The 19,316-nt window shown below is 59.2% G+C and carries 12 protein-coding genes; 2 read left to right on the plus strand and 10 right to left on the minus strand.

Annotated features, from left to right (window positions below):
- Window positions 1-3: 3 nt before the first annotated feature.
- The 10 genes from VY732_RS11045 to VY732_RS11090 all read right to left on the minus strand — a co-directional run bounded on the left by VY732_RS11045 (window position 4) and on the right by VY732_RS11090 (window position 16,214).
- Complete coding sequence (locus VY732_RS11045; RefSeq protein ID WP_331695400.1) at window positions 4-4,689, minus strand: RHS repeat-associated core domain-containing protein; 4,686 nt, start codon at window positions 4,687-4,689, stop codon at window positions 4-6.
- Window positions 4,689-5,426: a DUF4123 domain-containing protein gene (locus VY732_RS11050; RefSeq protein WP_331695401.1), complete on the minus strand. Its 738-nt coding sequence runs from the start codon at window positions 5,424-5,426 to the stop codon at window positions 4,689-4,691. The genes VY732_RS11045 and VY732_RS11050 overlap by 1 nt, the downstream gene beginning before the upstream one ends.
- On the minus strand, window positions 5,416-7,458 hold the full coding sequence (gene tssI / locus VY732_RS11055) for a type VI secretion system Vgr family protein (protein ID WP_331695402.1): 2,043 nt from the start codon (window positions 7,456-7,458) through the stop codon (window positions 5,416-5,418). The genes VY732_RS11050 and tssI overlap by 11 nt, the downstream gene beginning before the upstream one ends.
- 130 nt (window positions 7,459-7,588) lie before the next feature.
- Entirely contained in the window at window positions 7,589-8,104 is a 516-nt protein-coding gene (locus VY732_RS11060; protein ID WP_007919523.1) for an Hcp family type VI secretion system effector, read from the minus strand.
- A gap of 345 nt (window positions 8,105-8,449) precedes the next feature.
- Window positions 8,450-9,832 (minus strand): 2-oxoadipate dioxygenase/decarboxylase HglS, encoded by a 1,383-nt coding sequence (gene hglS, locus VY732_RS11065; RefSeq protein WP_331695403.1) that lies wholly within the window; start codon window positions 9,830-9,832, stop codon window positions 8,450-8,452.
- 88 nt (window positions 9,833-9,920) lie between these two features.
- Complete coding sequence (gene glcF / locus VY732_RS11070) at window positions 9,921-11,141, minus strand: glycolate oxidase subunit GlcF (protein WP_331695404.1); 1,221 nt, start codon at window positions 11,139-11,141, stop codon at window positions 9,921-9,923.
- 2 nt (window positions 11,142-11,143) lie between these two features.
- Window positions 11,144-12,193 (minus strand): glycolate oxidase subunit GlcE, encoded by a 1,050-nt coding sequence (gene glcE, locus VY732_RS11075; protein WP_212622458.1) that lies wholly within the window; start codon window positions 12,191-12,193, stop codon window positions 11,144-11,146.
- Complete coding sequence (gene glcD, locus VY732_RS11080; RefSeq protein WP_331695405.1) at window positions 12,193-13,692, minus strand: glycolate oxidase subunit GlcD; 1,500 nt, start codon at window positions 13,690-13,692, stop codon at window positions 12,193-12,195. The genes glcE and glcD overlap by 1 nt, the downstream gene beginning before the upstream one ends.
- A gap of 119 nt (window positions 13,693-13,811) precedes the next feature.
- A complete protein-coding gene (locus VY732_RS11085; protein WP_242206552.1) occupies window positions 13,812-14,738 on the minus strand; it encodes an alpha/beta fold hydrolase in 927 nt (308 codons plus the stop codon).
- Window positions 14,739-14,759: 21 nt separating this feature from the next.
- Window positions 14,760-16,214, minus strand: a complete 1,455-nt coding sequence (locus VY732_RS11090; protein ID WP_331695406.1) for a flavin-containing monooxygenase — start codon at window positions 16,212-16,214, stop codon at window positions 14,760-14,762.
- A 177-nt stretch (window positions 16,215-16,391) separates the two neighbouring features.
- On the opposite strand from VY732_RS11090, the gene VY732_RS11095 reads away from it, so the two are divergent.
- Entirely contained in the window at window positions 16,392-17,465 is a 1,074-nt protein-coding gene (locus VY732_RS11095) for a diguanylate cyclase (RefSeq protein WP_077572152.1), read from the plus strand.
- A 209-nt stretch (window positions 17,466-17,674) separates the two neighbouring features.
- The gene (locus VY732_RS11100) at window positions 17,675-18,913 is read left to right on the plus strand and encodes a M20/M25/M40 family metallo-hydrolase (RefSeq protein WP_331695407.1); all 1,239 of its coding nucleotides are present in this window, start codon (window positions 17,675-17,677) and stop codon (window positions 18,911-18,913) included.
- Window positions 18,914-19,316: the final 403 nt, after the last annotated feature.

Raw genomic sequence — 19,316 nt, forward strand, 5'->3', positions numbered from 1 at the left:
GATTCACTTCCACTTTCCAATAGGGGTAACAGTTTCGTAATGATCACTAGTTATGTAGAGGAGTCCGTCATCTGAGTAGAGTAGCCTGGTCCCCGGCTGATTGCTCCGCGACATCGTGTTATTGAGACCGACGTCAGCTTCATACCAGGTTCGGCCGGGGGCTGAAGGAAGTACGTTTGTATCATTGTAAAAAACATCACCGCCTAGCTGCCCGCCAGGAACGCTATTGTTGACTGCTTTACCTTTTTTCCATCCGCTTTGTGTTGCCTGAGCTTTTGTAACGTAATTTGGGGGAAGATCACCAGTGGCCCGCAAACTTTCGACTAAGGGATTCGCAGCCTCAGTCGTTCTAAGATCACGCTTCATGGCTTCGTATTTGGCGGCGTTATGAGCGGAGTTGTTATAGGGTTCAGGCTCATCACACTCTTTACTTGCTAGCCCCAACGGATCCACCCACCCCGTAGGGTTCGGCACGTACTGGTAGCTATTCAAACCACCTGCAAGTTTGATCGGATCCGGAGTCAAAAACCGTCCAGTTCCCGGATTGTAGTAGCGGTGCCGGTTGTAATGTAACCCTGTCTCGGCATCGAAATACTGACCCTGGAACCGCAACGGGTTATCGATCTCGCTGACGTCCAGCGCGGCGAGATTACCGTAGGCTCGGTACTTCGCCGACCACATGATCTCGCCGCTGTAGTCGGTGAGCTCCTGCGGTGTGCCGAGGTGGTCGAGTTGGTAATAGAACGGCGTTGCTTTACGTGGGCCTTCGCCATCGAGCATCGCCAATGGGCGGAAGCTGCCCGGTTCGTAGATGTAACTGCGGTAACGGTTTTCGGCGCTTTCGGCAATCAGGCGTTCGCCTTGCCACAGGAATTCGGTGATGTGGCCGTCGACGGTTTTTTCTATACGTCGACCGAAGGCATCGTACTTGTAGGTTGCAGTGCTGCCACCCGGTAGGCTAACGCCGATCAAGCGGTGCTGGCAGTCGTAACGATACTCGGTGACGAGTTTCTGTCCTGTGCCACGGCGTTCGCGACTCAGGTTGCCGTACGCGTCGTACTCGTAGTGACGATCACCCTGCATCAGCAGGCGGTTGCCTTTGACGTTGGCGAGGTTTGCTGTGCCTTCATTGTTTTGGCCCAGCAGGTTGCCCGCCGGGTCATGGGCGAAGCTTTCCGGAGTAGCACCGCGCACGCTGATGAGTCGATCGAGCGGGTCGTAGTGGTAGCTGCGATTGCCTTTGCGGCTGTCATCAATGCCAGCGAGGTTGCCGTTGGCATCGTAATTATAACGACGCTGGAACAGGTTCTTGTCTCGCTGGCCAACAGTGTGGGCTTGCAGGCGGCCTTGTTCGTCGTACTGGTATTGGCTGAGCAGCAAACCTTGCTGACGTTTTTGTTCGCGCCCAGCACTGAACTGGTGAGAGGTCAGGCGCGAGCCATTGAGGTCGATGCTGCTCAGTTGTCCGCCCGGTTGGTGACGGTAATCGAGTTTGCTGCCGTCAGGGAGGCGGCAGTGTTTGAGCTGACCAACGCTATCGTACTCGTAGCGCAGGGTGCCCCAACCTTGGTGTTCTTCGATGAGGCGGTCTTGCAGGTCGTATTTGTAGGCGAGCGGCCAGTTGCCGTCATCGACGTTTACGAGGCGACCGAGGGCGTCGTAGCTGTAGTGGATTTCTTCGCCATCGGCCAGGGTTTTCACCAGCAGCCGGCCAGCCGCATCGCGCTGATACTCAGTGACCAGTTCGCTGCCATCGTCGCCGAACTCGGTTTTCTTCAGCAGTTGGCCGTTGAGGTCATACTCGTAAGCCGTGCGACGACCGTCGAAGCCTGTTTCCTGCTGGATCAGGCCGTTCGCGTAGTAGTCGAGGTGGTATTGCTCGCCGCGCTCGTTTTCGATTTCAGTCAGCAGCAGACGAGAGTTGTCATAGCGATAGCGAAGTTGGCTGCCGTCCGGATTGATGCGGCGGCAGACCAGATGCAGGTTGTCGGCGTATTCGTACCGAGTGATGCGGCCGAGTTCATCGCGTTCAGCGGTGACATTACCGTAGGCGTTATAGGTAAACGCACGGGTTGCACCGCCCGGCAGTGTAACTTGGGCGAGGCGATTAGCGGCGTCCCACTGGTATTGGGTAATGGCGCCGGACTCTTCCTGGCGGGTAATCTGCCGACCCAGCGCGTCGTAGCGATACTTGCGCTGGCCGCCATCGGGTAGGCGTTCTTCCAGCAACTGGCCGAGGTTGTTCCAGCCGAGTTGATGACGGCTGCCGTCCGGGTGGCGAATCTCCAGCAGACGCCCCTGGCCGTCGTAGCTGTATAGCGTGGCATTGCCGTCCGGATCGATTTGCTGGGTGATATCGCCTTGACGGTTGCGTTGGTACTTCCAACTGGCTTTGCCGCGATGAACATCACTGACGAAACCGTTGACGTATTCATACGTGGTGGCTTCGTCTTCCGGCGGGATGACGGCAGTCATCAAGCCGTTGTCGTTGTAGCGGTACTCGGTGACGGCACCCAACGGATCCTTTTCCGCGATCAATTGGCCTTTGTCGTTGTAGGCCTTGAGATGCTCGGCACCGTCCGGGTCGATCTTGCTGATCAGTCGTGCCTGATCATCGTGGGTGTACACCTCTTCGCTGCCGTCGGCGTTGGTGACAGTCACGCTGCCTTTGTCATCCCAGGCGTAGTGCGCCTCCATCTGCGAGAAGTTGGCCCAGTGATGTGTGCAACGAGACAGTTTGCCTTCGTTCTCCCACTCCCAGTAGAACGCAGCGCCGCCCGCCAGTTGCCGCTCGAGAATGACGTGCTGTTCGTTGTAGCGATAATGTTCGGCTTCACCGGCCGCGTTCTTCGCCTCGATCAGACGATGCTGAGTGTCATAGCTGTAGGTGACCAGCGTTTGCACCGTATTCCAGGCGTCTTCCAGATTATCCGCGGGCAGGAACTGCTGATAGTCGATCGCGACGATGTGTTTTCGGTCGTAGCGCAGAAGCAAGGCGCGACCGGCGCCGTTGTCGAGGCGTTTGATACGACCATGGATATCGCGTGTGACGTGCAGTCTATTGCCATAGCTGTCGCTAATGGCGATCAGGGTGGCGCCTTTGCTGTTAAAGCGGAAGTGGTAGAACGATGGTCGCTTGCCGGCTTGGGCCAGAATCAGTTCCGATGGATCGTCACCGAGGAAAATTGCCGCGCGCGAGAGGCTGTTGGTGATGGCCGGGCGTTGTTCGGTTGGAAGTGGGAAGGGGGTTGAGCGGTTTTCGTGGTCGGTCCAGGTGACTTCATCGCCATTGATTTCGATGCGATGAGCCAAGGCATGGCTCCAGCCATAACCCAAGCCGCAGTCGATTTCCACCGCGCTGGTTCTGTAGAGACGCGTCCACTCAAATGGCAGTAGCCCGTCGAGTTGACCGTCGGTCAGCGTCAATAACTCTTCGCCGGTAACCATCGAAACCGGGCACTTGTCGACGCGCGTACAGGACACAGGCTCCGCGCTTTTATTAGCGGGGGTCGTGGCTTGTCTAGATGCATCGTCAGCGTGCGCCGCAGTTCCTATCCGAGCATTCGATTTTCCATCGAAGCGAACTTGCACTGTTCCTTGCTTAATCTGCCTTCCTATTCCGCGCGCCGCAACTGGAACATACTTGGTAACGTATGCCATGAAGCCCTTAATAATTTCGAAGATCGACTTAACAAAATTAACTACGGCGTTGAGGACGATTTCTCCATATTTCTTTATGCGTGCGACCAGATAAATCAGGCCAGTTCCTTCAGCGGCCACCGTCAAAACGATCGAGATGACGATATCGATGGCAATGCCGACGACTGCCGCCGTAGTCATTTTCGCGGCATCACCTGCTGTTTTCATTGGGGGCAAGCTAGCCAGCCAAATAACCGCTGTATGCATCATCAGGAAAAGCGCTGCTTCGTCACTGGCCAAAAGCATGGCCTTTTTCATGACTTCAGGGGCGGTTTTTGCTACTTCGATAAGCTCTTGTGCACCTTCGCCGAGTTTTTTACCAAACTTGCCGGGGTCCTGAAGGATATCCAGGACAAGTTTGATCCCATCCCAAACGCCTTTAATTGCCTCCCAACCACCGTCAAGGATGCCGCTACCAATAGCCATGACCGTGCCGGAAAGAGATAGGCTTGACCACTGCTGGCGATATCCGCCAGGCCCGGTCCATTTGTTGCGCAGAAAACCTTCGAGTTCACTGTTGAGTCCCTTGTACGAGTCAAACAGTGTGTCAATCTGCGCTGGCGTTACTTCGTTATGAACACGGATTACGTATTTTTTACCCGGGACCCCACCTGACCAACTGGCTTTACCCTGAGCATCAAGCTTGACCTTGTTGATGGCGCCGCCACCCTCTGGAACGATCTCGACTTCAATATTCCCCACGGGAATATCATAAAGAGATTCGAATTTGCTCTCGATCAGCATAGGGCCTTTCAGCGGGCATTGAGCCACGACGCTGAAATTGTCATCTGTCATGCTTACCGCGGTCGAGGATCTGCCGGCTTTGAGGATCCGTTCCATACCCAGCAGGGAAGGTTTATCGGTCTTGTGGCTGACTTCATCAGCCAGACTTGCGTACCAGGAATGGGTTTGCTTCTGGTAAATCGTCAGGCTGTTCTTGAAATTCTTCAGTTGGTTGTCAACGAAGGCAATGCGTTCCTTTGCGACCATCAGCCTTGCTCCAGAATCAGGTGGTTTAACAGTGCTTCTTTAAGGTTTTTCGGTGCGTCCGGACGGCGCACGAAACGGCTGATTTTCAGCTTCAGGTTGTTTTCGGGCCAAGCGGTGTAAATGTCCGGACGGTCTTCTTCCAGCCACTGCATCAAGTTGCTGATCAGCGTCGTCGGATTTTCCTTGGCTAAGCCATCCAGTAACGGCTTCGGCACCTCCCACCACGGCCAATCTTTCACCTTCGGCACAACCCGCGTCCCAACCTCCAGCGCTTGCCCATTAATCAGATACCGCTCAAACATCGACATCACTTCCCCAGCCTTCTCCCCCAGCCCATGCAGAATCGGATAGATATGCCGCCCATCCCAAAACCGGAAAAACACCTCGGTCCCGTCCGGCATCTTCACCTGCGTCAGACTGCGCAGATGCTCGAACACTTCGTTCGGTTCCGAACGCGACACCGCCAGCCAGCCCCAATCAAGGGCATCGGTTTCAGCGATCCACGGCAGGAACGCGGAGTTGGCTTTGAGTTCGGTGACGTAGGGCATCACCGGTTGCCAGGTGGAGTAGGGCGTGCCGCCCCAGATCGGTAGGAGCTGGGCGGTGGGTTCGGTCAGGTAGAGATTTTTCAGCGCGTCGGAATCACTCGCCGCACTAATAACCAGATACAAACGCTCACCAGTCTGCAACGGCTGTTGCGTCAGCCAATCCTTGGGCGTAATTCGATCAGATGGCACAGGCACCTGCCTTGCATTTTTCGCATTCTTCGCAGAACGGCGCGTTTCGTTTGAGGGTGTTGATCTGGGCCGGGGTCAGGACCTGGCCAGCCTTGTCGGCGTCGGCCTGTTTCAGGATTCCGGGTATCAGCGGGGCGGCGCCGGTGCCGCTGCCGGGACTGCCGCCGGAGTTCATGTTGATCACCGGGCCGCTCAGGGTCACGCCGCCGGCGTCGATCTTGATGAAGCTGCCGCCGCCGATCAGGGTCAGCTCGCTGCCGGCTTCCATCACCACTTTCATGCCGCTGCTGAGGTGGATTTCCTGGCCGGCGTCGATGAACTGGCCGGTGCCGATCTTGATGTGCTGATTGACGCCGACGGTCAGGTGGTCGTTGGCGCGGGCTTCGACTTTGCGGTCGGCGTAGACGGTGTGGTGTTCTTCGGCTTTGAATTCTGTGTAGCTGTTCTTTTCGACCGTGTCGTGGCGTTCGTTGCCGACCCTGATTTTCTGGTCGTGCTCGATGTTTTCGTCCCAGTCGCGCTGGGCGTGCAGGTAGATCTGCTCCTGACCTTTTTTGTCTTCGATGCGCAGTTCGTTGTAGCCGCCACCGCCCATCGAGCTGAGGGTCTTGAAGGTGCTGCGGGTCTTGTTCGCCGGCAGTTCATACGGGACGGTGTTTTCCTTGTGGTACAGGCAGCCGCTGATCAACGGTTGATCGGGGTCGCCTTCAAGGAAGGTGACCAGCACTTCCATGCCGATGCGTGGGATGGCGATGCCGCCATACTGGGCGCCGGCCCAGGCGCTGGAGACGCGCAGCCAGCAGCTGGTTTTGTCGTCGGCCTGGCCTTCGCGGTCCCAGTGGAACTGCACTTTGACGCGGCCGTACTGGTCGCAGTGGATCTCTTCGCCTTTCGGGCCAGTGACCACGGCGCTCTGGCTACCGAGGATGCGCGGTTTCGGGTGGCGCAGGGGCGGGCGGTTCGGCACGTCCCACGGCGTGGCCTGAAAGCGGTTGCGGTAGCCCTGGTGAAAATCGTCTTTCAGCGCGGTGGTGTCGCTGGTCACCGACTCTTCGAGGACTTGCGGCTGCTTGCCTTCGTGGTGGACTTCGGTCAGTAACCAGAGGTCATTCCACTTGGCTTTCGGGTGCGCGGTGAGCGCAAGGAAGTGGCCGCTGACCAGCAATGGCTGATCGCTTTTGCCTTCGGCGAGCTGGAAGTCGCTGCGATGGCGTTCGAGGGCGCGTTTGGCCAGGTGTTTGCCGCGCTCGCGGTCGATGAAGCGGCCCGGGTAGTCGTAGTCTTCAAGGTCGGGCAGAGCGTCGCCACGGTTTTCGCTTTCGAGGGTGAGGCGTGGTTTTTCGAAGTCGTAATCGCGGCGGGTGGTGCGGCTGGTGCGGGTTTCCAGGCGCAGGTCGAAGCGCTTGATCACCGGGTCGCTGGCGACCATGCCGGAGTCTTGCTGATAGGCCACAGGCTTGAGTTTCGGGAACACCGTCTGGTCATCGCCGAACACCAGTTTGTGCGCCGTCGCCGTGTGCTCGAAGTGGTAATGAATACCTTCTTCCTCGCACAGGCGCTGGATGAAATGCAGGTCCGATTCATCGTATTGCACGCAGTAGATGCGCTCGGGATAAATCGAACCGGTCTTGAATTCGTAGGCGTTGCTTTGGATGCCGTGCTCTTCGAGGACCTTGCCGATGATTTTCGGCACGGTGAGGTTCTGGAAGATGCGCTGATTGACGCGATGCGCGAGGTAAGACAATTGCGGACGCAGGGTCACCGAATAACGGGTCAGGCGTTTGCCCGAATCGCCTTGCGCAGCGCGGTAGATCTGGCCGTGGATGCCGCTGCCGTCGGGCGACAGTTGCAGGAAGGCCGGTTTGTGCAGCAGGGTTTCGAGGTCCAGCGACGGCTGCTCACTGACCAGCTCCACCTCAAAGACAAAAGGCTGGCTGATGGCTTCGCGACCTTGCAGGGTGAATACCTGAAAGTCAGCAGAAAGACCTTCGATGGTCAGGGCAAAGTGAGTTTCATTGGCCGGCGCGAACATCCCTTGTTCCTCGTGCTGTACAGCGGCGTGAGTTGACGACCGCAAAACGGCTCAACTTACGCGAAATTCTGGAGGGCGAAAACAACATCGACCAGCAGAGCTGGCCGATGCTTGTAACGATCAGCCGTAATTAAACGACTGGAGCACGCCAGTCATCGGAACCCGAAGTACCGGATACTTCGTGGGTCCAGGTGATTTTACGGTAGGTGAACTGCACTTCTTCCAGGTGGGTGAAGTGCGAGTTGCCTGGATCCTGGCAGTTGTGCATTTTGTTGTTGATGGCGACGATGATCGCGTCTTCCAGTTTGGTGGTGTAGTAGTGCTCTTGGGTACCTTGAGCAGAAGTACGGAACCACTGGATAACGATTTCGCTCATGCGCTCGCCGGAGGTCAGAGCAGCTTGCAGCAGAGGCGAAGCCTTGTCGTAGACCTTGGTGATCACAACTGGCTTGTGCACGCGCTGACCGGTTGGCTGACCGGATTGTGGGTCACGCGGGATGATCACGTCGTGGCTGAAAGCCTGAACCATCACCTGGTCTTCGTGGCCTTCCTGGTAGGTGTTGCCTACGGAGTCAGCGGTGAAAGCGCCTGCAGTGATCAGGCCTTGTTTTTCGCCGGTAACCGACATGTACGCTGGTGTTGCCATGGGGTGCTCTCCTTGCGGAATAATTTAAGGTGCCCGGGAGGCGAAATCGCCCGGTGGGTGCCTGACTGTTATCAAGGAGCGTGCCAACAATTGTGGCGGCCATACGGGCCGGGGTGTTTGACTGATTTTTCAGGCGCTTGTGCGAAATAAAGCGCTCGCTCAAGGCAAAAGTGCGCAAGAAGTTGCGCAGTACTGCGCAACTTCTTGCGCACTTGGCTGCAGGCCTTGTACGACGTGGCTCTCAGCGGTTTTATCAGGCTTTTTTACAAAACAAGTGCGCAACTTCTTGCGCACAATGGCCACGCGCCATCATTTGGTCGAGGCGGCTGCTTCAAGATTTTCAGATCAAAAGATCGCAAGTTGTGTCAGGCACTCATCGATCGAACGCTGCTGCGTCGCCGCATACAACCCCAACTCATCAATGGTCGCGCGCCCCAGCGCCTGCTCGAAGGCCTGCCGATTGGAGTGCTCGCCATAGTGCGCCTGCGCCGCATCCCCAAGGTTCGACTGAAAAATCCCCGCTGCGCTCACCGGCAGGAAGTCTTCGTACACCAACGGTTCCGCTTTCACATAACCATCGCGCAACAAAACCTCCAGAGACGACTGCCCAAGCCCTCCAGCAGCCAGCCCTTTTTCCGTGGCGAAATAGCGAAAGTACGCCAGCTCTTGTTCACGCATACCCTCGACACTGTCAGGAAATTCGCCAAAGTGCTGAGCCATCAGCGCGTTGTAGCGTGCGGCATTGGCCTCGTTGGGGAAGTCGCCGAGTTCATCGCGTGCGGCATTCAGCAAACGGTCATACAGCGCCCGACCTTTGGGCGTGAGTGCCGCGCCGCGCTGTTCGATTTCGCCGAAACGTGCGCTGTGACTGCCAAGGGTTTGGTCCTGATCGGTGAAGGCGATCGGCTCGTCCAGCGCTTTGAAACTGGTCTGGCGCAAGAGGATCGGGCACTGCCGGCGAGGCGGGCCTTCGATGACCGCTTTCGGGGTGATGCCATGGGCTGGCATTTGCTCCTGGACGCGGTCGATGTCCAGCGTGCGCGGCGTCAGGTGATTGATGTGCGGGCCTTTGAACGCCACCACGTCGGCGATCAAGCGGTGTTGGGCGCTCAGCGTCTGATATTGCGAAGCGGTAACCGTAGCGCTGTGATGCCAGCGAAAAGTTTCCAGTGCCTGCAGGACGAATGCCTCGGCCTCGCTTTCATTCAATCCGCCCGCGGTTTCAGCCTGCGCGATCAGGCGTAATGCTTCAGCGGTAAAGATCGAACGCTGGGCCAGCACGGATTCGGCAAAGTCGCGCAGTTCGGGATCTTCAATCAACTCCAGGCGCAACAACGACGTAAACACCCGAAACGGGCTGACTTGCAGCGCCTGCTCATGCACCGCGCGAAACGCTGTGGAATGCACCGGTACGCCCGCCGGAGTCAGGTCGTAATAACCCACCGGTTGCATGCCCATCACCGCAAACAGGCGGGCGAGGGTGGCCAGTTCCGTCGCGGTGCCGACGCGAATGGCGCCATGGCGCTCCATGTCCAGCCGCTGGATTTCGCCGGTGCTGTCGAGCTGCCGGGCGATGTCCGGTTGGCGTGCAAGCACCTCGCGATTGGTCTGTTCCACCAATTGCATCAGCGCGCCGTACAGCGGCACTTCTTCGCGGTACATGTCGGACATCGCTTTGGAGAAGCGTTGGCGGATCAGGTCGGGGCTGACGAACGGCTGCACGGTCATGAAAAAAATTCCTGCCACGGTCACGGAATGGATGAGGGAAAAGATCGCAGCCTTCTCGCACGCGGGCAAACGAAGAATCCTACGAACTTCATTCTGCCAACGACTGATCCACCAGTTCGATCCAGTGCATCACGCGCGTGCGCCCGGCGCTGCCCAGATGGCTCTGGCAGCCGACGTTGGAGGTGACGATCAGCTCAGGGCGGCCACTCTCCAGCGCGTTGAGACGGTTGTCGCGCAATTGCCGGGCCAGCAGCGGTTGCGTCAGCGAATACGTGCCCGCCGAGCCGCAGCACAAATGGCCGTCGGGCACGGCGGTGAGATTGAAACCGAGGCGCGTCAGCACGGCTTCCACCGCGCCGCCCAGTTTCAACGCGTGCTGCAACGTGCAGGGGCAATGCACGGCAATCCGCCGTTCAGTGGCGGCGCAGATCTGTTCGAGCGGTTCCTGCGCGAGTATCTGCACCAGATCCACCGTCCGCTCGCTGATTTCCTGTGCCTTGGTCGCATACAGCGGATCGTCTGCCAGCAAATGCCCGTAATCCTTGATGAATGCACCGCAACCGCTGGCGGTCTGCACAATCGCTTCGGCACCGTTTTGCAGGTGCGGCCACCAGGCATCGATATTCTGCCGGGCGCGGTCGAGGCCTTTGGCCTGGGCGTCGAGATGATAGTCCAATGCGCCGCAACACCCGGCCTCGGCCACCGGGGTGACACTGATGCCCAAGCGATCCAGCACCCGCGCCGTGGCGTCATTGGTGTTTGGCGATAACCCCGGTTGTACGCAGCCTTCAAGCAACAACACCTTCCGGGCATGGCGCGTGGCGGGGCGCAAACCGGAAAGCGGCAGATGCTGTGGCAGTTTGCTTTCCAGCAAGCGCGGCAACAGCGGCCGGAACGTCGTGCCCACCCGCAGTAAGCCTTTGAACAACCGCGGATTCGGCGCCAATGCGCGCAAGCCCTCACGCAACAGACGCTGCGCCGCCGGGCGTGGCACCGCGTGATCGACCACCGCGCGGCCGATGTCGAGCAGGTTGTGATAGTCGACGCCCGACGGGCAGGTGGTTTCGCAGTTGCGGCACGACAGGCAGCGGTCCAGATGCAGTTGCGTCTGCGCCGTTGCCGGCGCGCCTTCGAGCACTTGCTTGATCAGGTAGATGCGCCCGCGCGGGCCATCGAGTTCATCACCGAGCAATTGATAGGTCGGGCAGGTCGCGTTGCAAAAGCCGCAATGCACGCAGGTGCGCAGAATCTTTTCCGCCTCGGCGGCGCGGGGCAGTTGTCGCGATTGTTCGCTGAGGGTGGTTTGCATGGCTAGAACTCCGCGTACATGCGCCCGGGGTTGAACAGCCCTTGCGGGTCGAGTTGCGCCTTGAGTTGTCGGTGATAGCGCAGCAGTGTCCAGGCCAGCGGCTGGAATGGCGAAGAGCTGGCGCCGTGGCTGAAGCAGGTGGCATGGCCGCCGAGTTCCTGAGCGAGGATATGAATGTGCGCCGCGTCGGATTTCAGCCAGCGTTGTGCCCCGGCCCAGTCGATCAGTTGCTCGCCGGGCAGATCCAGTGGCCCGAGATTGTTCGGCAACGACAAGCGCCACAGCGGCAGACCCTCGTTGAAAAACCCTAGACGCTGCTCATTCAGATCCCGCCAGAACCCCGAATCCAGCGGCTCACCACCGAGTCGTTGATGCGCCGCCGTCACTGAGCCTTCGCCGCCCTCGAGACGCAGATACAGGCTCTGGCCATCGTGGCAGGCGGCACTGATTGGCAACGGTTGTTGGCCCCATTCGGCGAGCTTCGCCAGCGCCCGCGCGCATTCCATATCGAGACGAATGCTCAGGCACTGACGTGGTTTCGGCAGGACTTTCAGCGACACTTCGGTGAGCACGCCGAGGCAGCCATAACTGCCGGCCATCAGCCGCGACAGGTCATAACCGGCGACGTTCTTCATCACTTCGCCGCCGAAACGCAGATGCTGACCGAGGCCGGTGATCACCCGGGTGCCGAGGACAAAGTCGCGCACCGAGCCGGACCATGGCCGTCGTGGCCCGGACAACCCCGTGGCGATCATGCCGCCGACGGTCGCGCCTTCGCCGAATGCCGGCGGCTCGCACGGCAGCATTTGTCCGGCAGCATCCAGCGCCGCCAGCAGCTCGGACAACGGCGTACCGGCGCGCGCCGTGATCACCAGTTCAGTCGGCTCGTAGCGGACGATGCCGCAGTGGGCGCGGGTGTCGAGCACTTCGCCGGCCACCTCGCGACCGAGAAAGGCTTTGCTATTGCCACCCTGAATCTTCAGCGGCGTGGCGTTGGCCCGCGCCTCGTTGACCTGATCGAGCAGGGCGCTGGCGGCGTCGACATCGGCCATCAGAAACGCTCCAGTTCGGGGAACGGCAATTGCCCGGCGTGAATGTGCATCGCGCCGAATTCGGCGCAGCGGTGCAGGGTCGGAATGTTCTTGCCGGGATTGAGCAGGCCTTGTGGGTCGAACGCGGCTTTTACTGCATGGAACAGGCTCAGTTCGTCACTGTTGAACTGCGCGCACATCTGGTTGATTTTTTCGCGGCCGACGCCGTGTTCGCCGGTGATGCTACCGCCGACCTGCACGCACAGCTCAAGAATCTTGCCGCCCAAGGCTTCGGCGCGATGCAGTTCGCCGGGTTGATTGGCGTCGAACAGAATCAGCGGGTGCATGTTGCCGTCGCCGGCATGGAACACATTTGCCACGCGCAAACCGTATTCTTCGCCGAGGCGGGCGATGCCTTGCAAAACGCCGGGCAATTCGCGGCGCGGGATGGTGCCGTCCATGCAGTAGTAATCGGGCGACAAACGACCGATGGCCGGGAAAGCATTTTTGCGTCCGGCCCAGAACCGCACGCGCTCGGCTTCGTCGCGGGCCTGACGCACATCGGTGGCGCCAGCGGCGGTCATGACCTCGCGCACCCGCTGGCAGTCGTCGTGAACATCGGCTTCGACGCCATCGAGTTCGCACAACAGAATCGCCTCGGCGTCGACCGGGTAACCGGCGTGGATGAAATCTTCAGCGGCACGAATGGCGAGGTTGTCCATCATCTCCAGCCCGCCGGGAATGATCCCCGCCGCGATGATTTCGGCGACCGCACGGCCAGCCTTTTCCACGGAATCGAAACTGGCCAGCAGGACTTTCGCGACTTGGGGTTTGGGCAGCAGTTTGACCGTGACTTCGGTGATGATCCCCAGCAAGCCTTCGGAACCGGTGAACAAGGCGAGCAAATCGAAACCCGCTGAATCGAGGGCGTCCGAACCGAGGGTCAGGCGTTCGCCCTCGATGGTCAGCACTTCGATTTTCAGCAGGTTGTGCACGGTTAATCCGTACTTGAGGCAATGCACACCGCCGGCGTTTTCGGCGACGTTGCCGCCGATCGAGCAAGCGATCTGCGAGGATGGATCCGGCGCGTAATACAGGCCGAATGGCGCCGCTGCCTGGGAGATCGCCAGATTGCGCACCCCCGGTTGAACCCGCGCGGTGCGTGCGGCCGGGTCGATGTGCAGAATATTATTGAAGCGCGCCATCACCAGCAGCAGGCCCTGTTCCAGCGGCAAGGCGCCGCCGGACAAGCCGGTGCCGGCACCACGGGCAACCACCGGGACGTTCTTCTGATGGCAGAGTTTGAGCAGGGTCTGCACTTGTTCGAGTCGACGGGGCAGGGCGACCAGCATCGGCGTGGTGCGGTAAGCGGAGAGGCCGTCGCATTCGTAGGGTTTGAGTTCGTCCTCGCGCCATAAAATATCCAGATCCGGTACTGCTTGCTGCAATGCCTTGAGGAATTCGGCCTTGTTCACCTGCGGCAACGGACCGTCGAGGCGTTCGTCATAAAGAATGTTCATCTCAGGCCCTTACCCTTGATCGTTCCCACGCTCTGCGTGGGAATGCAGCCCGTGACGCTCCGCGTCCCTTGAGGCATTACCACGCAGAGCGTGGGAACGATCAGGAGCTGGGTGCGTTGTCATCTCTGGCTTCCCAGAAACTCGCGATACAGCCGCGCAGTATTCCCCGGCTGTTCAACCATCGGCATGTGCCCGACGTGATCCCAGACATCCACGCGCAGATTGGCGATGCCCTTGCTCCACACCGGCACGCTGCTGACGTCGATCAGCCGATCCTTGCGCCCCCAGAGCAACAGCGCCGGGCACTTGATGTCGGCGAGTTTCGGCTCCATCGGCGGGCTGGCGCGAAAATCGCGGAAGATCTCTTCCAGTTCATCGCGTTGTTGTTCGTAGCGCTGGGCGATGGCGTCCAGCACCAGGTTCGGCACCCACGGCGGCGATTCCATGGTCATCGCGTAAAACTGGCGAAACTCTTCCCGGGAGTTGATCAGAAACGGGTTATGCCCGCGCGCCAGATGCCGCTCCATGTCGCTGGCCTCGGGCGCGGTGACGCCCGCCGGGTCGATCAATGCCACCGAAGCGATGCGGTCGGGATACGTCGCCGCCAGCCACGCGGCGATGTAGCCGCCCATCGAGTTGCCGATTACGTGGACTTTCTCCACGCCGCAAACGTCGAGCAACTGGATCATGCGTTTGGCTTGCAGCGGAATGTCGTAGCCGCCGCCCGCCTTGAAGCCGGTTTCACCATGCCCGGCGAGGTCCGGGATGATCACCCGGTACTGGCGCACGAAGTGCCGGGAAAAGCGTAGCCACAGGTTCTTGTCGGCGCTGTAGCCATGCAGCATCAGAATCGCGCTGGCCGCTTCGTACGGCCCTCCTTGCCAGGTCGAGACGGTCATCTCGGCGATCGGCACTTCGATCTTGTGCAATTTGTACAACTTGGCCTCGATGGCCATGTTCAGGTCGTACAGCCAATGACCGACCGCCGGATAACTCAACCAGCTCCAGGCCACGAAAACCGCGAGGGCGACAAACAGCAAAAGCATCGACGTCTTCCTTTTACGTGTTCAGGACAGAATGTGGTCGGCCGGTTTCAGCGCCCGGGTCAAGCGGTGATAGCTGAAACTGAAGCCGGGAAACATCGCGATCACATGACCGCTCTTGCTTTGATACCAACTGTGGCAGCCGCCGGACTTCCAGACCGTGCGTTCCATCTCCCGATGAATCATCTCAGTGTAGGTACGTTCCGCTTCGGGGCGCACTTCGATGCTGCGCAGGCCTTTGGCCTGCACGGTGCGAATGCAGTCGAGGATGTAGTTCATCTGCGATTCGATGATGAACAGCGCCGAGGTGTGGCCGATGCCGGTGTTGGGGCCGGTGACGATAAACAGGTTGGGGAAGTCCGGCAGGCTGGTGCCGAGATACGCGCGCGGGTATTGCGCCCAGACCTCTCTGAGTTGCACGGCGTTTTTTCCGCTGACCGGGTAGGAAATCACCCCGTCGGTGGCGTCGTAACCGGTCGACCAGACGATCAGATCAACATCGATGTGCTGACCGTCCTGAGTGTTGATGCCGGTTTCGTCGATGGAAGCGATGCCTTGCTCGCGGGTATGCAAGGTGACATTGGGACGGTTCAGCGCCGGGTAATAGGTGCTGGACACCAGTACCCGTTTGCAGCCGATGGTGAAGTCCGGGGTGAGTTTTTCTTGCAGTACCGGGTCCGGTACCTGGCGTTTGAGAAAACGCAGGGCGTGCTGCTGGACCATGTGAATCGCTGCTTTCGAATATTTGAACGCGATGACCCGGGTTTCGAATTGCCAGTAAATCAGCCAGCGCAACAGCTTGTAGGCGGGTTTGCGGCCAAGCAGCCAGCGTTGCAACGGCCCGAACTGACGATCGGCGCGGGGCAGCACCCAGTGTGGCGTGCGTTGAAACACGTGCAGTTGCTCGATCTGCGGCGCAATCACCGGAATCACCTGCACCGCACTGGCGCCGCTGCCGACAATCGCCACGCGTTTACCCCGGTAGTCGTAGCTGTGATCCCAGTTGTTCGTATGAAAAGTCTTGCCTTGAAAGCGCTCCTCGCCGGGAAAGTGTGGGATGACCGGTTGGCTCAATGGTCCGGTAGCATTGATCAGGAACTGCGCATAAAAGGTGCCTTTGCTGGCGGTATGCACGGCCCAGCGTTTTTCCGTGTCGTCCCATTCGACGCGCTCGACATTGGCCTCCAGCTCAACGCGTTCGCGCAAACCGAATTCCTTGATGACATGTTCGGTGTAGCGCTGCAGTTCGGCCTGCCCGGCGAACATCTGCGACCAGCGGTACGGTGCGAACGACAGCGAATACAGCGGCGACGGCACGTCCACTGCTGCGCCAGGGTAGGTGTTCTGGCACCAGGTGCCGCCAAAAAAGTCCCTTCGCTCCAGCAGGCGAAAATCGTCGATCCCGGCTTTGAGCAGGTTGACCGCAGCACATTGACCGCCAAAACCGCTGCCGATGATCAACACGTGATAGGTGTGCATGGGCCTCCTTCTTATAGTTGTTTTTCCATTTTGCTCCTTTCATGTATAGCCAAATATTTGCACTGTGTGCGGCCCTGATGTCGCTCTATTCAGCCCGCTGGCCGGTGATGGCTATTTAACGTCGCCCTGTTAGACTTCCAGCACATCCGTCCTGCGGTGTGCGTGATCGAGGTCCTTATGGGAAATACCGGAGGAAAGGGACTTTCATTGGCCAGGAGGCTTTATACATCGCGCATCCTCGGGTTGATTCTGGGGCTCGTGTGCGTGAGCGTGGCGATGTACTCGCTCGATCCGCCGCTGTGGGTCTGGGCACTGATGTTCTTCAACGGCCTGGTCTGGCCGCATCTGGCGTTTCAATGGGCGCGCCGCGCCCGGGTTCCTTACCACGCTGAACACCGCAATCTGTTGATCGACGCCTTTTTCGGCGGCTTTTGGCTTGCCGCCATGCATTTCAATCCGCTGCCCACGGCGACGACCATTTCGATGATGGCGATGAACAACGTCGCTATCGGTGGTTCACGTTTTCTATTGGCAGGCTCTGCGGCGCAGTTGCTCGGGGTCGGCGTCGGGCTGGTGGTTTTTGCTCCGGCATTCGTTCCTCAGACCACGCCTGCGCAGATGTACGCCTGTTTTCCGTTGCTGCTGCTGTACCCGTTGGCGCTGGGCTGGATCTGCTTTCGCCAGGCTTACACCCTCGGTCGACATAAACGCGAATTGCTCGCCTTGAGCCGCACCGACAGCCTGACCGGGTTGCTCAATCATGGCGCCTGGAAAGATCAACTGGAGATCGCTTTTCAGCGCTGCAAGCGGCAGAAGCAGGGGGCGGCGATTGCGTTGATCGACATCGATCACTTCAAGGCCATCAACGATACCTACGGCCATGTTGCCGGCGACATCGTGTTGCGCCAGTTGAGCAAATTACTTAAACAAAACCTGCGGGCGACAGACGTTGCCGGGCGTTATGGCGGTGATGAGTTCTGCGTGATTTTGCCGGATCTGCCGCTGTTCAACGCCGCGCAAGCCATGGAAGCGTTGCGCGAGCGTTTCGCGATTCTCGGTTATGAGCAGAACCCGGCGTTGAAGGTCAGTTTGAGTATTGGCCTCGCGGCTTACGATCCGGCGCATGCCGACGCGACGCGCTGGCTCAATGATGCCGATCAGGCGCTGTACGAGGCCAAGGCGAGCGGGCGTAACCGGGTGATCTGCAATTGCGATGGCAAGCCCCGCCGGACATTGCTGGATTCGGTTTGAGCTTTGACCCCAATCCCCTGTAGGAGTGAGCCTGCTCGCGATAGCGTTGTGTCAGTCACCATCAATGTCACTTACAGATTGCTATCGCGAGCAGGCTCACTCCTACAAATTTGTTCGGTGTCGGTCAGGGAGATGTCGCATTCGGTGTAGAGCCTCGCGCCGATGTCGGGTACGGTTGAATCCCCCCGACGCGAAACAAGGATCGCTTCATGACGTTCTCATTTTCTCGCTCCCTGCTGGCCGCCAGCCTCGGCCTGTCTCTCGCTTTCTCCGCTGCCCACGCCTTCGCCGAACCGCACAAACAAGTGCTCGCTGACGCCGAACAATACCAGCCAGAAGCCCTGAAGCTGCTGGAACGGCTGGTCAATATCGACTCCGGTTCCGGCTATGAACCGGGCCTCAAGCAAGTCAGCGACATCGCTATCGATGAGCTGAAAAAGCTCGGCGCCACCATCGAACTGGTGCCCAACACGCCGGAAAAATCCAACCATGTACTGGCGACGCTGAAAGGCACCGGCAAGGCGAAAATCCTGCTGATGGCGCACATGGACACGGTGTTCAAGGAGGGTTCGGCGGCGGAGCGGCCGTTTCACATCAAGGATGGCCGCGCTTACGGGCCGGGGGTTATGGATGACAAGGGCGGCATCGTCGCCGGGATCTATGCGCTGAAAATCCTGAAAAACCTCGACTTCAAGGACTACGCGCAAATCACCTTCCTGCTCGACGCCAGTGAAGAAACCGGCTCGGACGTCGCCACCGACCTGATCAAGAAAACCGCCAAACAGCACGACGTGACCCTCAATCTGGAGCCGGGCCGCCCGGCCGATGGCCTGGTGGTGTGGCGCAAGGGCAGCGCGACGGCGCTGGTCGAGGTCAAGGGCAAAGCCGCGCACGCTGGCGTCGCTCCGGAACTGGGGCGCAATGCCGCGATGGAAGCGGCGCATCAGATTCTTCAGTTGGGCAAACTTGGTGATGAGGCGAAGAAAACCACCATCAACTTCACCGTGCTCAAGGCCGGCGACCGCACCAACGTGATTCCCGATCAAGCCACGGCCAAGGCTGACGTGCGCGCGGCAGTGCCGGAGGAGTTCGACCGGATCGAGAAGGATCTGGCGCGGGTGTCGCAGGACAAGCTGATTGCTGAAACTGAAGTGAAGACTTCGTTGCAGCGCGGTTTGCCACCGATGCCGCAGACGCCTGAGTCGGACCGTCTGATGGCCATGGCCCAGGGGATTTACGGCGAGATTGGCCGTAAGTTGACCGAGGAGGGCAGTGGCGGCGCGGCGGATGCGAGTTTGTCCGCCGGGGTTGGCACGCCGACGCTGGATGGTTTCGGGATTGTTGGCGGCAATATTCACACGCCGGAGGAATACGCCGAAGTGGCGAGCGTGGCGCCGCGGATTTATCTGTTGTCGCGGATGATTATGGAGCTGGCCAAGCCGCGGTGAGTGGGTTTGTGGTGTGACTGATGCGGGTGGGGTGTCAGGTGCATTTGCCCTCACCCTAACCCTCTCCCAGAGGGAGAGGGGACTGACCGCGTTGTTTGTGGTCCATGTGGCAACCGGCAGATCAAGTTGAATTCAAATTTGCATTCAACGCGATCTCTCACGTCGGCGTAGCTCCCGAGCATCCCCCAATCAGTTTCCTCTCCCGAGGGGAGGACTGGCCGTGTTGTTTGTGATTAACACGGCGACCTGAAAGATTAACTTTGAATTCAAAATCGGATTCAGCGCGGTGCCACAGGTCGGCGTAGCTCCCGAGCATCCCCCAATCAGTTCCCTCTCCCTCTGGGAGGGGCTAGGGTGAGGGGCTTTTGTGGGAAAAGTGGAAGGCGCGGGCAGCGTACAAAAA

It is taken from the genome of Pseudomonas sp. ZY71, from assembly GCF_036542145.1.
Lineage (GTDB): Bacteria > Pseudomonadota > Gammaproteobacteria > Pseudomonadales > Pseudomonadaceae > Aquipseudomonas > Aquipseudomonas koreensis_A.